The 15,686-nt window shown below is 66.8% G+C and carries 13 protein-coding genes; 11 read left to right on the forward strand and 2 right to left on the reverse strand.

From position 1 onward, the window contains the following. Positions 1-6: 6 nt before the first annotated feature. The 10 genes from EAH75_RS08835 (at position 7) to EAH75_RS08880 (ending at position 14,367) form a co-directional block, all read left to right on the forward strand. Complete coding sequence (locus tag EAH75_RS08835) at positions 7-378, forward strand: GPW/gp25 family protein (protein WP_140648269.1); 372 nt, start codon at positions 7-9, stop codon at positions 376-378. Next, positions 375-3,152, forward strand: coding sequence for a putative baseplate assembly protein (locus EAH75_RS08840; protein ID WP_140648270.1), 2,778 nt, complete (start codon positions 375-377; stop codon positions 3,150-3,152). Before EAH75_RS08835 ends, EAH75_RS08840 begins: the two co-directional genes overlap by 4 nt. Further along, positions 3,149-6,091: a putative baseplate assembly protein gene (locus tag EAH75_RS08845; RefSeq protein WP_140648271.1), complete on the forward strand. Its 2,943-nt coding sequence runs from the start codon at positions 3,149-3,151 to the stop codon at positions 6,089-6,091. Before EAH75_RS08840 ends, EAH75_RS08845 begins: the two co-directional genes overlap by 4 nt. After that, entirely contained in the window at positions 6,088-8,343 is a 2,256-nt protein-coding gene (locus EAH75_RS08850) for a hypothetical protein (protein WP_140648272.1), read from the forward strand. The genes EAH75_RS08845 and EAH75_RS08850 overlap by 4 nt, the downstream gene beginning before the upstream one ends. 10 nt (positions 8,344-8,353) lie before the next feature. After that, positions 8,354-10,033: a DUF6519 domain-containing protein gene (locus tag EAH75_RS08855; protein ID WP_140648273.1), complete on the forward strand. Its 1,680-nt coding sequence runs from the start codon at positions 8,354-8,356 to the stop codon at positions 10,031-10,033. 163 nt (positions 10,034-10,196) lie between these two features. Then, positions 10,197-10,829 carry a TMEM175 family protein gene (locus EAH75_RS08860; RefSeq protein ID WP_140805184.1) on the forward strand — a complete coding sequence of 211 codons (633 nt, stop codon included), beginning with the start codon at positions 10,197-10,199 and terminating at the stop codon, positions 10,827-10,829. Positions 10,830-10,868: 39 nt separating this feature from the next. Then, positions 10,869-11,873, forward strand: a complete 1,005-nt coding sequence (dusA, locus tag EAH75_RS08865; RefSeq protein WP_140648275.1) for a tRNA dihydrouridine(20/20a) synthase DusA — start codon at positions 10,869-10,871, stop codon at positions 11,871-11,873. Positions 11,874-11,955: 82 nt separating this feature from the next. Continuing rightward, positions 11,956-12,279 carry a PepSY domain-containing protein gene (locus tag EAH75_RS08870; RefSeq protein WP_140648276.1) on the forward strand — a complete coding sequence of 108 codons (324 nt, stop codon included), beginning with the start codon at positions 11,956-11,958 and terminating at the stop codon, positions 12,277-12,279. Next, positions 12,279-12,971: a response regulator transcription factor gene (locus tag EAH75_RS08875; protein WP_056391729.1), complete on the forward strand. Its 693-nt coding sequence runs from the start codon at positions 12,279-12,281 to the stop codon at positions 12,969-12,971. Before EAH75_RS08870 ends, EAH75_RS08875 begins: the two co-directional genes overlap by 1 nt. Continuing rightward, entirely contained in the window at positions 12,937-14,367 is a 1,431-nt protein-coding gene (locus tag EAH75_RS08880; protein WP_140649554.1) for an ATP-binding protein, read from the forward strand. Before EAH75_RS08875 ends, EAH75_RS08880 begins: the two co-directional genes overlap by 35 nt. A gap of 18 nt (positions 14,368-14,385) precedes the next feature. Here EAH75_RS08880 and EAH75_RS08885 read toward each other — a convergent pair whose 3' ends face one another. Both EAH75_RS08885 and EAH75_RS08890 read right to left on the reverse strand, forming a co-directional pair. Further along, positions 14,386-15,180, reverse strand: a complete 795-nt coding sequence (locus EAH75_RS08885) for a zinc-dependent peptidase (RefSeq protein WP_140648277.1) — start codon at positions 15,178-15,180, stop codon at positions 14,386-14,388. A 12-nt stretch (positions 15,181-15,192) separates the two neighbouring features. Next, positions 15,193-15,513, reverse strand: a complete 321-nt coding sequence (locus EAH75_RS08890) for a hypothetical protein (RefSeq protein WP_140648278.1) — start codon at positions 15,511-15,513, stop codon at positions 15,193-15,195. On the opposite strand from EAH75_RS08890, the gene EAH75_RS19620 reads away from it, so the two are divergent. Further along, positions 15,512-15,649, forward strand: coding sequence for a hypothetical protein (locus EAH75_RS19620; protein ID WP_161596170.1), 138 nt, complete (start codon positions 15,512-15,514; stop codon positions 15,647-15,649). The genes EAH75_RS08890 and EAH75_RS19620 overlap by 2 nt on opposite strands. Positions 15,650-15,686: the final 37 nt, after the last annotated feature.

Genomic DNA, 15,686 nt, shown 5'->3' on the forward strand with positions numbered 1-15,686 from the left:
GAGGCCATGAATATCGCCAAAAATATGGATTACCCGTTCCATTTCGACAATCGCGGCCGCAGCGCGGAAACCGGCGACGATGACCATGTGCGCGACATGATCGAGCAGCTGCTGTTCACCAATCCCGGCGAGCGCGTCAACCGGCCGGACTTCGGCAGTGGCCTGCTGCAACTGGTATTCGCGCCGAACAGCCAGGAGCTGGCCGCCGCGCTGCAGTTCACCTTGCAGGCGGCGTTGCAGCGCTGGCTTGGCGACGTGATCGATGTCGGCGCGCTGGCGGTAAGCAGCGAGGATGCCACCTTGCGCGTCGACCTCAGCTACACCGTGCGCGCCAGCGGCGACACGCGCAGCGATAGTTTCACGCGGAGCCTGCCATGAACACCGCGAGTCGCAGCGCGAGCCTGGGCGCGATTGGCTGTGCGGCGCTGCCGGCATGCAGCGTGCCGGCGCGGCGCGAAAAACTGCGGCTGTCCGGCAACCTCAACGGCATCGACTACGTCGAGGTCGGCGACGACGGCAGCAGCCTGTGCGTGCATCTCTTCGGCGAGATCCCGCAAGGTATCGGCGTGGCGAACGTGCGGATCAGTGGCGGCGATCGCATCACCGGCCTGCGCGTGCTCAGCGTCAACGCCGAGCTGGAACCGGACATGCACGACGATGCCTGCCTGCGCGTGGTGCTCGATCGCGAAGGCGACCACACGGCGTACTGCCTGTGCCTGGTGGATGCGGTTTCGGGCAACGACCCGGCCGGCTGGCTGGCGTATCCGGGCTTCGATCCGCGCTATGCCTGCGTGGCACTGCACTTCCGTCTCGACTGCGCGAAGACGCTGGACTGCGCCGAGGAGGCACCATGCGCGCGACCACCGTTGCCAGCGCCGGAGATCAATTATCTGGCGAAGGATTACGCCAGCTTCCGCCAGCTGTTCCTCGACCAAATCGCGCTGGACATGCCCGCGTGGCAGGAGCAGCACGTGCCGGACATCGGCATTGCGCTGGTCGAGACGCTGGCGTACACCGCCGACTACCTCAGCTACTACCAGGACGCGGTCGCCACCGAGGCCTATCTCGGCACCGCGCGTCGGCGCATCTCGGTGCGCCGGCATGCGCGGCTGGTCGACTACCGCATGCACGAAGGTTGCAACGCGCGCGCGCTGGTGGTGCTGGCCTCCGATACCGATCTTGGTCTTGAGCTCGACAACCTGTTGCTGCTGGTGCCGCCACCGGGACAGAACAACGCGAAGCCCGGCGTGATCGGTGCGGTCCAACTCGATGCTGCGCGCACGCAGGGCGCTTTGGTGTTTGAACCCATGTCGTTGGACGGCATGGATGCGTTCAACGTGGTCGCCGCGCAAAGCGCGATCCGCCTGCACCGCTGGAGTGACGAGATGTGCTGCCTGCCGCGTGGGAGCACGCGGGCGACGCTGGTCGATGCGCCACCGTCATCATCGGCGCCGCCGGCCGAATCGACAACGCCATCGACATCCGCGGCGGCGAACGATCCCGCACCGGTTTCCGTGGCCGCCGCTGCGGTGGCACAACGCGCGTTGAAGCTCGCGGCCGGCGACATGCTGATCTTCGAGGAAGTGCTGGGGCCGCAGACCGGCAATCCCGCCGATGCCGATCCAGCGCATCGGCATGCGGTGCGGCTGACGGACGTCCAGACGTCCGTCGATCCGTTCGATGGCACCCTCCTGCTGGAAATCGCCTGGGATGCCTGCGATGCATTGCCGTTCGACCTGTGCCTTTCGGTGCGCACGCCATCGCCCGATTGCACCTGGTTGCACGACGTCAGCCTGGCGCGCGGCAACGTGCTGCTGGTCGATCATGGTGGCCACGTGCGTGGCCAGTGCACCTCCAATGCGATCTGCGTGCCCAGTGGCGGTGATGGCGAGTACCCCGGACTCGCCGCCACACTGGCCGCGCTGCCGGATGCGTGCCCGCGCTGTCACGACCTCGCCGAGGATTGCTGGCTGGTGCCGGGTGCCACGCAGTACGGTTGCTGCCACTGTGATGGCGCGGTGCAGGACGTACGGCGGCCGCCCACCGACACCGGCCACGTGTTGCCTGGCACGCCGCTGACCTGGGCCGAGCCGTTGCCGACGAAAGCGCCGGTATGCCGGTTATTCGCGCGCGATCCGCGCCGAGCGTTGCCGCAGCTGAGCGTCTACGGCGGCGCACTTGGCGATGTGCTGATGGCCGGTGCGCCCGACCCACGCTGGCAATGGCAGCCGCAGTACGACTTGCTGGGAAGCGGACCGGACGATCGCCACTTCGTGGTCGAGATCGACGACGACGGCGCCGCGCATCTGCGCTTTGGCGACGGCGTGCTTGGCGCGCAGCCGCAGGCTGGCGACTTCTTTCGTGCCGCGCCGCGGCTTGGCAACGGTCCGTCCGGCAACGTCGGCCGCGACAGCATCGTGTGGCTGGCGCTGAAGTCGGGTGAGTTGTCCGCCGACCTGCAGCCGCGCAACCCGCTGCCGGCCAGCGGTGGCACCGCAGCGGAAAGCCTCGCCGAGGTGAAGCGGTACGCGCCCGGCGCGTTTCGCGCGAACCCGCTGCGCGCGATCGTCGCCGACGACTACGCGATGTTCGCCGCGCGCGCGCCGGAGTTGCAGGGTGCGGCGGCGGCGCTGGAGTGGAGCGGAAGCTGGCATGCCGCCGACGTGGTGGTCGATCCGCTCGGCCGCGAGAGCCTGCCGGCCGGATTGGCGCAGCGGATCAGGGCAGAACTGGAGCGCTACCGTCGCATCGGCCACGACGTCGAGGTGCGCGGCGCCTGTTACGTGCCGCTGCAGATCGAGCTGTTCGTCTGCGTGCTGCCGAACTTTCTGGTGGCGCACGTCGAGGCCGAGCTGCGCGATCGTTTCAGCGCGAGCCTTCGGCGCGACGGTACGCCTGGGTTCTTCCATCCGGATCGGCTGCGGCTGGGCGCGCCGGTGTTCGCCAGCGCGCTGCTGGCCGAGGCGCAGGCGATCACCGGCGTCGCCCACGTCGAGATCACCACGCTGGCCCGCGCCGATGACGTGCCGGCTGGTGGCGTGCCCGCCGACGGTGTGCTGCATCTGGCTGCGCGCGAGATCGCGCAGGTCGACAACGATCCGGATCATCCCGACCACGGAAGCATCGCGTTTACGCTGGGAGGTGGCCGATGAGCTGCTGCAGCGCCTGTGGCAAGCATGCCTGCGCCTGCGGTTGCGGCGCGGTCGCCGGCACCCCGTTGCCGCTGTACAACCGGCCGGGGCTGGACAGCCTCGCCTATCGCGTCGGCACGTACGCCGACTTCCGCGTCACCATGCAGAACGACCTCAGTGACGCCGCGCTGCCGGGCTTGGCCGGGCTGCGCACGCGCGCGAATGACGATCCGGCAATGGCGCTGCTCGATGCCTGGGCGGTCGGCGCCGACGTGCTGAGCTTCTACCAGGAGCGCATCGCCAACGAAGGCTACCTGCGCACTGCCACTGAGCGGCGCTCGGTGCTGGAGCTGGCCAGGCTGGTCGACTATCGCTTGCGCCCCGGCGTGGCCGCCAGCGTCTACCTCGCCTACACCGTCGAGAAAGACTCGCCGCCGGTGACAATCGGCGCCGGCGCACGCGCGCAATCCATCCCGGCGCCCGGCGAGCAGATGCAGACCTTCGAGACCGCCGAGCCGCTGGACGCCCGTTACGAATGGAATGCGCTGAAGCCGCGGCTGACCAAACCGCAGATCGTCACCCGGGCGTCGCTCGATTCATTGACAGGACTCGGTTTCAAGGGCACGGCGAACAACCTGAAGACCAACGACTGGCTGGTGTTCGAATTCGCCGACGGAAGCACGCCGGCGATTCGCCAGATCCAGCAGGTCACGCTCGATGCCGTGCAGCAACGGACCCAGGTGACCTTGCAGCCAGCGGTGACCGACTCCATCGGCGCTCTTGCCAGCGCGGCACCGGTATCGACGTTCACTTCGTCAGCAACGGCAGCTGCGCCTTCCGCTGTCGGAAATGCCGAGAGCCCATTCGTCGCCTTGGTGGATGCGCTCAGGCAACCCTCGACCGTGCAACCGGCGAACGCCCGGCGACTGTCACGCAGCACGGCCAGTGCGCTGGGCAACGCCAGTGATGTGCGGCCGCAGCTGCTGCTGAATTTCGAGGCCAGGCTGGCCGGCACGTTCTACGCTGCGTGGAGCGGTACGCCCGTGCGCGCGGGTAATGCACAGGTCAGGAATATCTACGTGCAGCGCCTTGCCGCCGCGAAGTTCGGTTACAACGCGCCCTTCAGGATGAAGCTGGTGAAGGACGGCGACACCTACCAGTCGCTGCCCGATACCGACTGGGAGAGCGTCGAAAAAGCCGGCACGCTGTATCTCGACAATGCCTATGACGGCGTCCGCCCTGGTAGTTACGTGATCGTGAGCACACCGGCGGTCGGTGCCACCGCCGCCAGCGTCGAGGTGCACAAGGTGAGCTCCGCGGCGATCCATCCGCGCACCGCCTACGGCATCAGCGGCAAGACCACTGAGCTGACGCTGGACAACACGCCAGTCGCATCGGTCAGCATGGTGGCGATGATCAACAACATCCACTACATCACCCAGACGGTGAGAATCCAGCAGGTGTTTGCGCAAAGCGACCCGCTGCAGCTGGCCGAGCTGCTGATCAGTGACAGCGTCGGCAGCATCGCCGCGAACGACAGCTCGACGCGAACCAGCGCGGATAGCAATACCCGGCTGGAGCTGGCCGCCGCGATCGATGGGCTCAAGGCTGGCCGCTGGGTGATCGTCGAGGGCCAGCGCACCGACGTGCCGGGTACCGATGCGGTGAGCGCCGCCGAACTGGTGATGCTGAGCGCGGTGGAGCAGGGCGTGGATGCGCAGCTGCCCGGCGACACCGTGCACAGCACCTTGGTGTTTGCCAACCAGGGTCTCGCCTACAGCTACCGGCGCGACAGCGTGACGGTCCATGCCAACGTGGTGCGCGCCACCCACGGCGAAACGCGCCACGAAGTGCTCGGCAGCGGCAATGGCGCGCTGTCGATGCAGGCGTTCGTGCTGAAGCAGTCGCCGTTGACGTATGTCTCCGCCGCCACGATCGATGGCGTGCAGAGCACACTCGGCGTGCGCGTCAACGACATGGCATGGCGCGAGACGCGCAATCTTGCCTTCGTCGGTGCGGCCGACCGCAGCTTCGTCACTGCCACCGATGACAGCGGCAAGACCTCCGTGGTGTTCGGTGACGGCACAGATGGCGCGCGCCTGCCCACGGGCGTCGAAAACATCACCGCGGTCTATCGCAACGGCATCGGCACACCGGGCAATGTGAGCGCTCAGCAGATCAGCCTGCTGGCGACCCGGCCGCTCGGCGTCAAGGCGGTGATCAATCCGTTGCGCGCCTCCGGTGGCGCCGATGCGGAGACGCGCGACCAGGCGCGACGCAACGTTCCGCTGGCGGTGCTGGCGCTGGACCGGCTGGTCTCGGTGCCGGATTACGCCGACTTTGCACGCACGTTCGGTGGCGTCGGCAAGGCGGCGGCGAGCAAGCTCGGCAATCTGGTGCAGGTGACCATCGCCGGTGCGGAGGACGCGCCGATCGACCCGACCTCCGATCTCTATCGCAACCTGCTGCAGGCGCTGCAGCAGTACGGCGATCCGTCGTTGCCGCTGCGCCTCGACGTGCGCGAACTGCTGGCGTTGACCCTCAGCGCGAAGGTCGGGCTGGCACCTGACTACGCGTGGGAAGTGGTCGAGCCGCAGCTGCGCGCGGCGCTGCTCGATGCATTCGGTTTCGAGCGGCGGGCGCTGGCGCAGAACGTCTACCTCAGCGAGATCGTCGCCTGCATGCAGGCGGTGCGTGGCGTCGTCTGGGTCGACGTGGATGCGCTCGGCAGCATTGACGAGGCGACCCTGCTGGCCGGTTTCGGCGATTCGGGCGACAACGGCAAAGGTGGTGACGGCGCTTCGTTGATGACGCATGCGGCGACGCCCGCCACGCTACCGCCGCGCGTGCAGGTGCTGCCCGCACGCTACGACAGCGATGGCAGGTTGCTGCCGGCGCAGCTCGCGTATCTGCCACCGAACATCCCCGACACGTTGCTGCTGCAGGAGGCCACGCCATGACTGCGCGTCCGGATCGGCTGTACGACCTGCTGCCCGCGGTCTATCGCATGCGCGACGCGGAGCAGGGTTATCCGCTGCGCGACCTGCTGCGCGTGCTGGCCACCCAGGCCGACGTGCTGGAACAGGACATCGCGCGGCTGTACGACAACTGGTTCATCGAGACCTGCGACGACTGGGTGGTGCCGTACATCGGCGACCTGCTCGGCTACACCTTGCTGCCGGAAGCCGCCACGCTGGATGCGACAGGTGATGCGTGCACGGCGGGCCTCGGTCGAGTGCTCGCGCCGCGCGCCGACGTGGCCAACACGATCGACGCACGCCGGCGCAAGGGCACGCTGTCGCTGCTCGAAGACCTGTCCCGCGACGCCGCCGGCTGGCCGGCGCGCGCGGTCGAGTTCTACCGCCGGCTCGGCTGGATGCAGCATCTCGACCACCAGCATCCGCATCGCGGCGGCACGGCCGACCTGCGCGATCCGGGGCGGTTGCAGCGTATCGGCTGGGCGAGCGGCGCGTTCGACCCGTTCGCGCACAGCGTCGACCTGCGACGCATGGGCAGTCGGCGTCGGCGTGGTCGCTACAACATCCCGGACGTCGGCGTGTTCGCCTGCCGCCTGCGCAGCTATCCGGTGACCAGCACGTCGGCGTACTGCGTGGAAGAACGCGGCCCGCACTGTTTCAGCTTCAGCGTGCTCGGCAACGACACGCCGCTGTTCCGGCGCCCGGTCGAGGAAACCGAGCCGACCCATATCGCCGACGAGCGCAATCTGCCGCTGCCATTGCGGCGCTACCGATTCGCAGTGCGCGGGCCGCAGGCCGATTACGCCAGCGTGGCGGCTGGGCTGTATGGCGACGGCAACAGCGTGCAGATCTGGGCGCCGGACTGGCCGGCCAAAGGGCAGGGCGTGCCGGTGCCGTGCGAGACCTTGATCCCGGCTGATCTGTCGGATTGGCATTACCAGGTACCGCGCGGTCGCGTGGCCGTCGATCCCGAACGGGGCCGGCTGCTGTTTCCCGCCAACCAGCGGCCGAAACGCGGCGTGTGGGTGTCGTACCAGTACGGCTTCGCCGCCGATCTCGGTGGTGGCGAATATGCAAGGGTGACGCCGGAGCTGGAAGGCGCCGCGCGCTACATCGTGCACACCGCGTTGCCGAATCGTGATCCGAGCACCAGCTGGCCGCCGGGCCACTACGGCAGCATTGCCGCGGCACTGACCGCATGGGCGCAGGCAAAGTCTGCCGCGCCGGCGCAACAGCCGCTGCATGCGTTGATCATCGAGCTGGCCGAGAGCGGAGTGTATGAAGGCAGCATCGACCTGCTACTGGATGCCGGCGAGGCGATCCAGTTGCGGGCGGCCGAGCGCACCCGGCCGATACTGCGGTTGCTCGATGTGCGCGCCAGCCAGCCCGATGCGCTCAGCATCAGCGGCGCTGCCGGTAGCCGCGTGCTGCTCGACGGCCTGATGATCGTGGGTCGTGGCATCGAGGTGCAGGGGCCGGCGGAAGAGAACCCCGCGACAGACGACCTGTGCGAACTGGTGATTCGCCATTGCACCCTGGTGCCGGGCTGGGCGCTGCATTGCGATTGCGATCCCAAGCGTCCAGGCGAGCCGAGTGTCTCGCTGGACGGCACGCGTGCCGCGCTGCGTGTCAGTCACAGCATCCTCGGCGCGATCGCGGTGATCAGTCCGGCTCGACGTGGCGAGCCGCCACTGCTGGACATCTGCGACAGCATCGTCGACGCCACCGGCGTCGAGCGGGTGGCACTGGGCGCGCCGGACGAAGCGGTGGCGTATGTCGAGGCGAGCTTCCGCCGCTGCACGGTGATCGGCGAGGTGCAGGCGCACGGCATCGCACTGGCCGAGGATTCGATCTTCGCCGGCCCGCTGCGCGTGCTGCGCCGGCAGCAGGGCTGCGTGCGTTTCTGCTACGTGGCGGATGGCTCACGCACGCCGCGGCGTTTCCACTGCCAGCCGGATCTGGCGCTGGCCGCAGTCGCCGCGGGCGACGTCAGCAGGCGCGCGCATGAGCAGCTGCGCGTGGTGCCGCAGTTCCGCAGCCAGCGTTACGCCACGCCGCATTACCTGCGTCTGGCCGATCGCTGCTGCGCGGAGATCCGCAGCGGCGCGTCGGATCGTTCGGTGATGGGCGTGTATCACGATCTGTACGAGCCGCAGCGCGAGGCGAATCTCGCGGCGCGGCTGCAGGAATACGTTCCGGCAGGCACGGACGCCGGCATTCTTTTCGCGAGTTAGGAGATCGACCATGAAAGGCGACTTCGCACGTGTCACGTTCGATCCGTCACGGCACTACAGCCAGGTCTTCCAGCAACAGGGCCGCGTATTGCTGGAGGCGGACTGGAACGAGCAGGCGCATATCCAGCTGCATCTGCTGCGTACCCTGGTGTGCGACCTGGTCGGTCCGTGCTGGGCGGCGGGCGGCGGTTTCGGCATCACCAGCACGACGACGAATGCGGACGGCAGCAGCAAGCCGTTGCCGTTGACTGGCTGGCAACTCGCACCGGGACATTTTTACGTGGACGGCATCCTGTGCGTGAACGAGGCTGCCTGCACCCTGGCCACGCAGCCGCAGGCGCCGACGCCCGACTACGGTGTGGCCGATGGCAGCAGCGGCTTCGAGAATCCATCGCCGGGCTACGCGTTGTGGCTGGACGTGTGGGAGCGGCACCTGTCCGCGGTAGAGGCGCCGGCGCTCGCCGACGTCGCGCTCGATGGTGTCGATACCGCATCGCGCGCGCAGGTGGTGTGGCAGCTGCGCTTGTTCGACCGGACGCGGGCGGACCAGCGGCTCGACGACGTCACCGCCGCACTGAAGACACGGCAAAAAGCCGCGGGCAGTGCGGCCGACATCGCCGCCATCAAGCAGCAGCTGGTCGACGTGGGCAACCTGCGCAGCGGCATCGACGGCCAGGGCAATGCCAATGCCAATGCCAACGTCTCCCCGTGCACCTTGCTGCGTCAGTTGCTCGGCGCACGGGCGCTGTATGCGTTGCCGCGGATGCGGGCGGAACTGGGACCGCTGGAGTCCGACAGCGACCCCTGCGTGATCGCCGCCGACGCGCGCTACCGCGGCTGCGAGAATCAGCTGTACCGGGTCGAGATCCATCAGGGCGGACTGGCTGGCGCGGCCAGCTTCAAGTGGTCGCGCGAGAACGGTTCAGTGGTGTTTCCGATCATCCGCAGCGTGTCCGGTGCGACGGCGGACGACGGCAGCGCGCAACAGGTGGTGACGCTGGGCCGGTTAGGTCGCGATGCGCGGCTCGGACTGGCGGTTAACGATTGGGTCGAGCTGGTCGACGATGCCTACACGCTGGGGCAGCGCGCGTTTCCGCTGCTGCAGGTGATCGCCATCGACGTGGCGAACTGCAGCGTTACCCTCAACGTGCCGAAGAACCTGACGCCGTGGCAGCCGAGCAACGATTCGCGCCAGCATGCACTGCTGCGACGCTGGGATCAGGTCGATGCGGTAAACGTGCAAGGCGTGCTGGCGCTGAGCGAGGGCGCGCCGGTCACGTTGGAGGATGGTATCCAGATCACCTTCGAGCCAGGCGGCCTGTATGCCACCGGCGACTACTGGCTGATCCCCGCCCGCGTGGCCGGCAATGGCCAGCTCGACTGGCCGCCGGTGACTGCGGCGGACGGCACCAGCGGCCCTGCTGCACTGCCACCACGAGGACTCCATCACTACGCCGCGCTCGGCGTCACCGACGACAAGGGCAGCTATCAGGAATGCTGCTGCCGCTTCGATTCCCTGTGCGCGCTGTTGCAGGCCGAGGCGAACAAGCACCAGCCGGGCGGCATGAACCTTGTGATGAAACCGCAGGCATCGGTTGCCAAGGTCACATCTGCCACCGCGAAGAAGGCCGGCAAAGTTGCCAAGGCAGCGAAAACCACCAGGGCAGCGAAGAAGACCAGGCCGGCGTAACGCGCCTCCGAAAACCGGCATCGGGCCGAAGCTCCCGATGACGTCGCCACGTTGCATCGATGCCGCCGACCCGGCTTTCGGGTCGCTTCGTGCGCGAGCGCCGCGGGCGACGACAACGATATTCTCGGGCAGAATGCCGCAGTCGACTCATGCGGAGTGTTGTATGGAAACAGGTGCACCACTGCCCGTGAAGGGGCATCACGTTCATCAGCGCCATCTGGACCGGCTGGTGATGTTGTCCGATGGCATCTTCGCCATCGCGATCACTCTTTCGGCCATCGAGATACGGCCAGAGCTCAAGCCCGGCCAATCGATGTGGCAGGCTTGGTCGGGGCCATTGACGGTCTATTTCCTGAGTTTCCTGTTGATCGGAGTGATCTGGATTGGACACCGCCGTATCGTTTCGCACCTTCGCGACATTGACGGCGTCGGCACCGCGATCAACCTGCTGCTGCTCAGCCTGGTGGCGCTGATGCCGGTGGTGATCCGTTTTTCGCTCAATGATTCGACGCAGGACCTGGGGTTCGTGGTTTATGCGGTGGCGATTGCCGTGACGTTCGCCTGCATGGCGGTGCTATGGTTCCACGTGGCATTCATCGCGCACCTCGCGCCCGATCTGGAGCCGCAGCTTGCCCGGATCTGGCTGCTGGAAATGATCGCGGCGCCGCTGATCATCGGTGCCATGGCGTTGTATCAGATGCATCTCAAGCCTGTCGCCCTGATCCTGACCGTCGCTGCCGTAGCCCTGTGGCTCAGCAAGGGTTGGATGGAACACGTGCGCAAGCGCGGCCACTAGCCCGGAGCAGAGCGGTCGGCAGCCCCTTACAATGGCGGCATGCCCCACACCACTTCTCCACGCGCCGTTCCCCTGCATGCCGACGACTGGCGCGTCTGCGTCGCCCCGATGATGGACTGGACCGACCGGCATTGCCGTTATTTCCATCGGTTGCTGTCGCCGCGGGCGCGGCTGTATACCGAGATGGTGACCAGCGCGGCGCTGGTGCGCGGCAAGCAGCTGCGTCTGCTGGAGCACAGCCAGCAGGAGCATCCGCTGGCGCTGCAGCTGGGTGGCAGCGATCCGCACGAGCTGGCGCAGGCGGCGCGTTTCGGCGCCGAGGCCGGTTACGACGAGATCAACCTCAACGTGGGCTGCCCGTCAGACCGGGTGCAGTCGGGTCGTTTTGGCGCCTGCCTGATGCGCGAGCCGGCGCTGGTCGGTGATTGCATGAAGGCGATGCGCGATGCGGTCAGCGTGCCGGTGACGGTGAAATGCCGGATTGGCGTCGACGACCAGGACGACTACGCGGGGTTGCAGCACTTCACCGAGATCATGCTGGAGGTCGGGGTCGAGGTACTGGCGGTGCATGCGCGCAAGGCATGGCTGCAGGGGCTGTCGCCCAAGGAGAACCGCGAGATTCCACCGCTCGATTACGAGCGCGTCTACCGGCTCAAACGCGAGTTTCCGCAGCTGATGGTAGTGATCAACGGCGGCATCACCACGGTCGAACAGGTGTGCATGCACCTGGCGCAACTGGACGGCGTGATGCTGGGTCGTGCGGCGTATCACGATCCGTATCTGCTGGCGCGGCTCGAACACGCGCTGTACGGCGAGCCGCTGCCCACCCGTGAAAGCGTGCTGCAACACCTGCGGACGTATATCGAAGCCGAGCTGGCGCGCGGCACCGCGCTGAAGCACATCAGCCGCCACCTGCTCGGCCTCTACCAGGGCGAGCCGGGCGCGCGCGCGTTCCGGCGCACGATCAGCGAGGGTGCGCATCTGCCGGGTGCGGGTTGGGCGTTGCTTGAACAGGCCTTCGCGCCGTGTTCGGTGGCGGCGTGACAGCTGCCGTCCGTCCGGTCAGTATTCAGGCCTGATTGCCTAGGCTAGACGCTACGGCAGGTGCCGGGCGGGATCTTCACGCATGACAACGCACAAAAACTTCATCCTTGCTCTGTTGACATGGGTGGCCATGGCTGCGGCCGCGATGGCTTCGGCACAGTCGGCCGAGCCGGTGATGACGCTGGATCAGGCGGTACTCAAGGTGCAGCAGGATACGGGCGGCAGGGTGTTGTCGGCCGAGCCGCACCGGGTCGACCGTAAACTGAAATACTTCATCAAGGTGCTCAAGCCGGACGGGCATGTGCAGAAGCTGGTGGTTTCGTCCGAGGCGAGCAAGAATCCCGCTTCCGGTCAGTCAACCAAGAATCCGCCTGCGAAACGCGCGGGCAGCAAGGAGAAACACTGATGCGCATCCTGTTGGTGGAGGACGAGGCGCCGTTGCGCGAGACGCTGGCGGCACGCCTGAAGCGGGACGGTTTTGCTGTCGATGCGGCGCAGGATGGCGAGGAAGGCATCTACCTTGGCCGCGAGGTGCCGTTCGATCTGGCGATCATCGACCTGGGCCTGCCCAAGATGTCCGGCATGGAGCTGGTCAAGGCACTGCGCGAGCACGGCCAGCGCTATCCGATCCTGATCCTGACCGCGCGCGGCAGCTGGCAGGACAAGGTCGAGGGGCTGAAGTACGGCGCTGACGATTACCTGGTGAAACCATTCCACGTCGAGGAGTTGCTGGCGCGCATCAACGCGCTGGTGCGCCGTGCCAGCGGCTGGTCCAAGCCGATCCTGGCCTGCGGCATGATCAAGCTGGACACCACCGCGCAGACGGTGACGGTGGAAGGCAAGCTGGTCGATCTCACCAGCTACGAATACAAGGTGCTGGAATACCTGATGCTGCACGCCGGCGAGCTGGTCTCCAAGGCCGACCTCACCGAGCACATCTATCAGCAGGATTTCGACCGCGACTCGAACGTGCTCGAAGTGTTCATCGGCCGGCTGCGGCGCAAGCTCGATCCGGAAGGCACCCTCAAACCCATCGAGACGGTACGTGGACGCGGATACCGCTTTGCCATCCCGCGCACTGACGGCGACGACGAGTAACGAACCCGCATCGCCACCGAGTCGCCCGCTGTCGCTGGCGGCGCGCGCGGCGATCGCGACCGGATTCGTACTGGCGGGGTTTCTCGGGCTGGTCGGGTTGACCTTGTCGCAGGCGAACAAGCAGCGCGCGTTGAGCACGTTGCACGATCGGCTGCAGAACTTCGCGATTGCGTACATCACCAATACCGACGTCAACCGCTACGGCAAGCTGCTGCCGCCGATCGACACGTTGCCGGACCCGAATTTCTCGGGGCCGGGATCCGGGCTGTACGCGGTAGCCATCGGTGATCACGGGTTCCGCTGGGAATCCTCGTCGGCGATCGGCCGCGACTTCAATTTCCTGAAACCGCTGGAGCCTGGCCAAAGCCGGTTCGTCGGCCCGATCGACACGCGCATGGGCCGGCTGTACTACTACAGCAAAGGCGTGGCGCTGGATATGGAGACGGGCAAGTCGGTGGGCCTCACCATGACGGTGGCGCAGTCCGAGGATCAGCTCGAAGGCGAAAACGCGGTGTTCCGCCATACCCTGGTGATCTGGCTGTCGATCCTTGGCGTGATGCTGATCGTGCTGCAGCTGTTGCTGCTGCGCTGGAGCCTGACGCCGCTGCGCAAGGTGGCCAGCGACATGAGCCGGGTCGAGCGCGGCGACAGCGAGCAACTCGACAGCCAGTATCCGATGGAGCTCACCGGCCTGACCGAGCGCATCAATGCGTTCATCAACAACGAACGCGAACAGCGCACGCGTTATCGGCACACTTTGGCCGATCTGGCGCACAGCCTGAAAACGCCACTGGCGGTGATCCGCTCGCAGCTGGAGTCGGCGACCGCGGGGGATGAAGTGGCGCGGCGTGGCAGCGTGCTCGACCAAGTGCGGCGAATGAACGAGCTGGTGGCCTACCAGCTGTCGCGCGCGGCCACTTCCGGGCGGCAGACTTTCGCCAGCGCGATACCGATCGCCGGCCACGCCGAGGATCTGGTGCAAAGTCTGGAAAAGGTCTATGCGAGCAAGAATGTGCTGTGCGAATTCGACATCGCCGATGGCGCGGTGTTCTATGGCGAACAGGGTGACTTGCTGGAGCTGCTTGGCAACCTGCTGGAGAACGCGTTCAAGTGGGCTGGTCACCGCGTGCTGCTGGTGGTGAAGATGCAGCCTCAGGCTGGTCGGCAGCGTCCGGGCTTGTTGCTGTGCGTGGAAGACGACGGTCCGGGCATTGCCGATGACAAGATCGAAAAGGTGCTGCAGCGTGGCGTGCGCGGTGATGAGCGGGTGCAGGGGCACGGTATCGGGTTGTCGATCGTGCAGGACATCGTGCATGCCTATCAGGGTGAACTGACGGTCGACCGCTCAACGGAATTCGGTGGTGCACGCTTCTGCGTGAAACTGGCGGCAAGCTGAGCGCTCGCGTTCGATCGTTCAGCGCGAGCGGCAGAAGCCGGGGGGCTCGCAACCCTCGGCCGGCGAGCGGCCGTAGAACGCTTCAAGCAGTTCGGCGATGGTCGGCTCCGCCTGGCGCAACAGCGTCGGTTGCGAGTAATGCAGCTCGCTGACCACGGCGAAATATTCGCTGGCGCTTTCCGTGGCGTAGTGATCGATCGGGCTGTCGTGGCTGTCCGCCGGCATGCTGACCAGGCGATCGTAGGCCTGCTGGAATTGCTGGATCCAGCGCCGCCGCGGAATCTCCACCAGCGGCGGCACGCCATCGGGCGGGCCATCGAGCATGTCGAGCTTGTGCGCCATCTCGTGAACGACCACGTTGTAGCCGTCCCACGGTTGCTCCAGATCCAGTTGCACATCGGCCAGCGACAACACCAGCGGGCCGTGCTCCCATGCCTCGCCAGCAAGTACCTCGTCACCCTCGGTAACCACGCCTGTGCGGTCGTCGTGGTGGCTGCGGCGTACCTTGAATTCCCCCGGATAGATCAGCACCTCGCGCCAGCCGCGCAGGCTGGCGGCACCTTGCTGCAGCGCCGGCAGGCAGGCCTGCATGGCAATCAGCAGCCGCCAGTAGTCGTCCAGGACGGCACCGGCCAACGCGTGAAAGCGTTTGCGCGCGAGAAACAGTGCGGCGAGCCGGCGCAGTTGCTGCTGTCGTTCGGGATCCAGCCGGCGGGCCAGTGGGCAGGCAAGCAGCGCGCGCCGCCACAACGGGTCGGCCACCGGCGCAGGTTCAAGGCGTGCCCGCAGTGATTGCCACCAATGCCCCGGCATGACGCCGAGCGCTTACTGGATGGAGCCAGGCAGCAGCGATTGCCAGCCCAGATGCAGCCGGCGGGTTTGCGTCGGTGCAGACGAGGCGCCGCCGGAGTGGTCGTTGCCGTTGCTGGAGCTGTTGCCGGAGTTGTCGCTGTTGCTGGCCGACGGGCAATCGCGGGACAGCCCCAGCGCATCACCGCCGCTGGCATTGCCGCCGTGCGTGCTGGCGCTGTCGGCTGTCGCGTGCGGCGAGCTGTCCAAGTCCTGGGTATCCAGACTTGTCGCCGTGGCACTGCCGATCCCGGCGATGCACAAGGCGCAACCGATAAGCCAATGAGTGGCACGCATGGCGATCGAACTCCCTGACCCGCAAGCGAAGACCCGGATCGTCTCAGAAACACTGGCGCTGTGCCAGTGCTGCCATTTGACGGCGTTTGCGCACCGTGCCGACGGCGGGCGCCGCACGACCGGCGCGCCGGGCTAAAATCCGCCGATGCCCATCCTGCCCCGCTTTCCCGTCC

The sequence above is a fragment of the Rhodanobacter glycinis genome (genome assembly GCF_006438785.1).
Lineage (GTDB): Bacteria > Pseudomonadota > Gammaproteobacteria > Xanthomonadales > Rhodanobacteraceae > Rhodanobacter > Rhodanobacter glycinis_A.